General features: G+C 48.3%; 2 protein-coding genes and 2 tRNA genes. All 4 read left to right on the top strand.

Annotation, left to right across the window (positions count from 1 at the left end):
* Positions 1-154: 154 nt before the first annotated feature.
* The gene (locus WBV75_RS04570) at positions 155-2608 is read left to right on the top strand and encodes a TonB-dependent receptor plug domain-containing protein (protein ID WP_424119471.1); all 2454 of its coding nucleotides are present in this window, start codon (positions 155-157) and stop codon (positions 2606-2608) included.
* A 183-nt stretch (positions 2609-2791) separates the two neighbouring features.
* A tRNA-Ser gene (locus WBV75_RS04575) sits at positions 2792-2875 on the top strand.
* 110 nt (positions 2876-2985) lie between these two features.
* Positions 2986-3228 (top strand): GIY-YIG nuclease family protein, encoded by a 243-nt coding sequence (locus tag WBV75_RS04580; RefSeq protein ID WP_424119472.1) that lies wholly within the window; start codon positions 2986-2988, stop codon positions 3226-3228.
* Positions 3219-3293, top strand: a tRNA-Pro gene (locus tag WBV75_RS04585). Before WBV75_RS04580 ends, WBV75_RS04585 begins: the two co-directional genes overlap by 10 nt.
* Positions 3294-3687 lie beyond the last annotated feature (394 nt).

Consider the following 3687-nt stretch of genomic DNA (forward strand, 5'->3'; position numbering starts at 1 on the left):
CTGCAGTCTTTATGCTGCGGACCAGGTTGGTGTGTTAACCGGTGGCAATATTGAGAATACTAAAGTCCACGCCAATAGGGGGCAGGGCAGCGTGTAGGCTAAAATGATAGTAATACTATTAAAAAAACAAGATAAACTATTAAAATAAAATGCCATGATAAAGCTTAAATACATTGTACTTGTGTGCGTTGTTTTGGGTTGCCTTTCGGCTACCGCTCAATTCAGAGGGCCCAACCAGCCTGAGCTGGCAGGTATTTTTGAAGGCGAGCAAACGGGAAATGCTCAAATCAACCAAATGGATTCCCTGATCACATGGCAGGAACGCGTGCTGCTCCACCTGGATAAAACGACGATTGATCAAAACAGTCCGCTTTTCTTTAAGGGTTATGTGCTCACCGGCCCCAACCGGGTACGGGCCACCCTGAGTCAGGTGCTTAAAGTGGACCTGGTTCGCAAAGAGGACAGTTCGGTCGTGGGATCTCAGTACTATAAAATTGAAAACGGGACGACAGAGGGAGCGATACACCTTCCGGAAAAAACAGAGACCGGGAGCTATGAGCTGCGTGCGTATACGAGATGGATGCAGAATTACGGAGAGGGCGCATATTTTACCAAAAAACTCAGTATTGTAGATGGCAGAAAACGCAATCGTTCAGGCGGGGAAGGGACATTGGCCTCCCAAAATGACCAGGACCTTAAGGTGCGCTTTTATCCCGAAGGCGGTCGCCTTATTGCGGATCTGGAGAATCGGTTGCTGATAAAGGCAACAGGCAAAAATGGTAAACCTGGAGTATTTGAGGGGAAAATAGTCGATGGATCCGGGAAACAGATAAGCCCCATTGTAGCCTTCGACAACGGTATTATGACGGCTAATTTCAACCCGCATCCGCGGGAGCATTATATGTTGGAGACTTCAAATGGGAAGACTTACCAAATCCCGGCGGTTGTTGAAGAAGGATATGTACTGAACATAAACAACCTGGACCCGACCACCCTTAAGATACGCATACAGGCGACCCCGGAAATGATCTCAAAGGAGGTGCGGCTAAAGGGAGAGATGAATGGGATTACCTATTTCGAAAAGGAACTGGATTTGGAAGCGTCTGATATCACCCTTGAAATCCCCAGGAGTGGCATCCCCTTTGGGATTATGAATGTTTCCCTGGTCGATGGTGAAGCATCTGTTTGGTCCCGAAGACCAGTATTCATGGATCCCAATAACTCCCTGAATATCGCATTTACCCCCCTGAATGAAGCGGCCCGGGCAGGGGAGCGCGCTTACAAAGTACATGTTACAAATACAGCCGGCAGTCCTGTACAGACGACCCTGGCCCTCAGCGCAACACATGTTGCGGGAGAAGAAAGCATCGTTCGGGAGGCCCCGGATGTGGATTTTCTCTGGGAACTGCACGGAGCAGACCTTTCCGGGTGGAGTACAGTCAGAACGGATCGTTTTATCAAGGACCTCGAGCTATTGACCTCTGGAGCCGGGGACGAAGGAATTGGCCCCAGGATCCCCGACACGATTATGTACCCCTTTCAAAGGGGCCTGGATTTAATCGGCTATGCCTATGATCTGAATAACCGCCTGTTGCGCAACGCGACTGTACAATTGTTAATCCAGACGGAAGAGGATGCGATCATAAGGGAATTGCAGACAGACGGTTCAGGCCGGCTTGAGGTAAACAACCTCCAGCTGACAGGTGAAACCGAACTGATCTTCCGGACAGAGGGTGAAGACACTTCAACACGGCTGGTTAAAGTAATCCCCGTGCAGGAAGACTATGATGAGGATCACAAACGCAAAGCGGTATTGGCCTTTGCCAAGCAGCAAAACCGGGAAACCATTGAGTCTTCCCCTCTGGAGCCTTTGGATTCAGAAGGTTTGATCGAACTAAATTCTGTGGAGGTGTTCGATCAGAAAATCGAAAGGCCTCGTGCGATGCCGCCGACCTATGGGTTGGAGGCGACTAAATTCCGTACCGCGGTACAGGATATTGAAAAGCCGCGTTTTATGTTTCAACTCTTTGCTGAAATCCCTGGTATCACCGTTACCGGGGGTACGGTAGAGGCTCCTAGTATTTCGGTGAACAGTGCCAATTCCTATGCGTCGGCCGCACCGAATTCTTTTGGTTCCGTCCTCGACCAACAGGGGCCACTATGGGTGATCGATGGGTTCATTTGGGGGAATTCCCCGGGTGTGGATCCTACCATGGGCCTCGATGCCTGGAGTATCGACCGAATAGAATATCTAAGACCGGCTGAAGGGGGTATCTACGGCAGCAGGGCAGGTCGTGGGGTTATTATGGTGTATACCCGCAATGGCTCTGATCTGGAATTTATCAACCGGAAAGAAGGAAGGCTCTATTTTCAGGGATACAATGAAACCCCGGACTTTGAGTCCTATTCCGCTATGGTGGCCAAAAAAGCCAAGAAGTTCATCGATAAGCCTACTACGGTATATTGGAACCCCCAGATCGAGACCGATGAAAACGGGGAAGCCATCGTCCGGTTCAAATTGCCTTTCGAAACACAGAAGATAAAAATCAAAGCCTCAGCCATAACCGCCCAGGGGGAGATTGCGAGTTCGCAGCAGTACTTTGAATAGTATGTTTTGCTCCTGTGAACAGGCCTTGACAGAATGCATATAGGCATTCGAAATTATCAAATAGGCAATTGAAAATAACTTGTCAAAAAACCCATTAAAATAGTTGCTTCCCTTGGAATGAAAAACTACATTTGCCACCGCAATAAAAGGGATTAATTCCCAAACGTTCATAACATATTTATTGGAGAGGTGCCGGAGTGGTAACGGAGCAGATTGCTAATCTGTCGACGGGTAACCGTCGCCTGGGTTCGAGTCCCAGTCTCTCCGCTGAGATCGGATCCGTCCGGTATTCAAAAAATTAGTTTCGGGGTGTAGCGTAGCCCGGTTATCGCGTCCCGCCCAGGCGGGAAGGCCGCTAACGAAAGAAAAGGCTTGGAATGATAGTAGTTTACATTCTGTACAGTCGTTCATTGAAAAAGTATTATGTAGGTCAATCCTCAAATCTTAAAGATCGTCTGGAAAGGCACAATTCAGGTAGAAGTAGGTATACTAAATTAGGGATACCATGGGAATTGAAATACGAGTTTTGTTGTAGCACGAGATCAGAAGCAATGCGCCTAGAGCGAAAGATCAAAAAACGAGGTGCCCAACGATTTATAGATGACCTATTCGGGGTGTAGCGTAGCCCGGTTATCGCGCCTGCTTTGGGAGCAGGAGGCCGCAGGTTCGAATCCTGCCACCCCGACGAAACAAACCCTGACAGCAAAGCTGTCGGGGTTTTTTCATTCCCAGAAGAATGGAAGCTTGCTTCCGGATTCAGAAGGGAATGAAAAACCGACTTCCGCCAGCAGGCGGAAGTAAGGGTTTGATTCAGTACCCCCCACTTCAGGATCACGCCGCAGGCGTAATCCTGAGTATTTAGCCGGCAGTTGCAGTAGGCAGTTCTAATAAAAGCTTGCTTCCGGATTCCGAAGGGAATGAAAAACCTTACGTAACCCATTAACCAAACTAGGTAATACTCCCCAAAACTTAGACCATAGGTTTAGTTATTCTGGCGACAATTAGTATTGAAGAAGTCATCTTCTGGATTTTTGGGGATCGCCACGTTTTGTCCCAAAATGATTATCTTTTGCACTAAA

The organism is Robiginitalea sp., from assembly GCF_049588695.1.
Taxonomy (GTDB): domain Bacteria; phylum Bacteroidota; class Bacteroidia; order Flavobacteriales; family Flavobacteriaceae; genus Robiginitalea.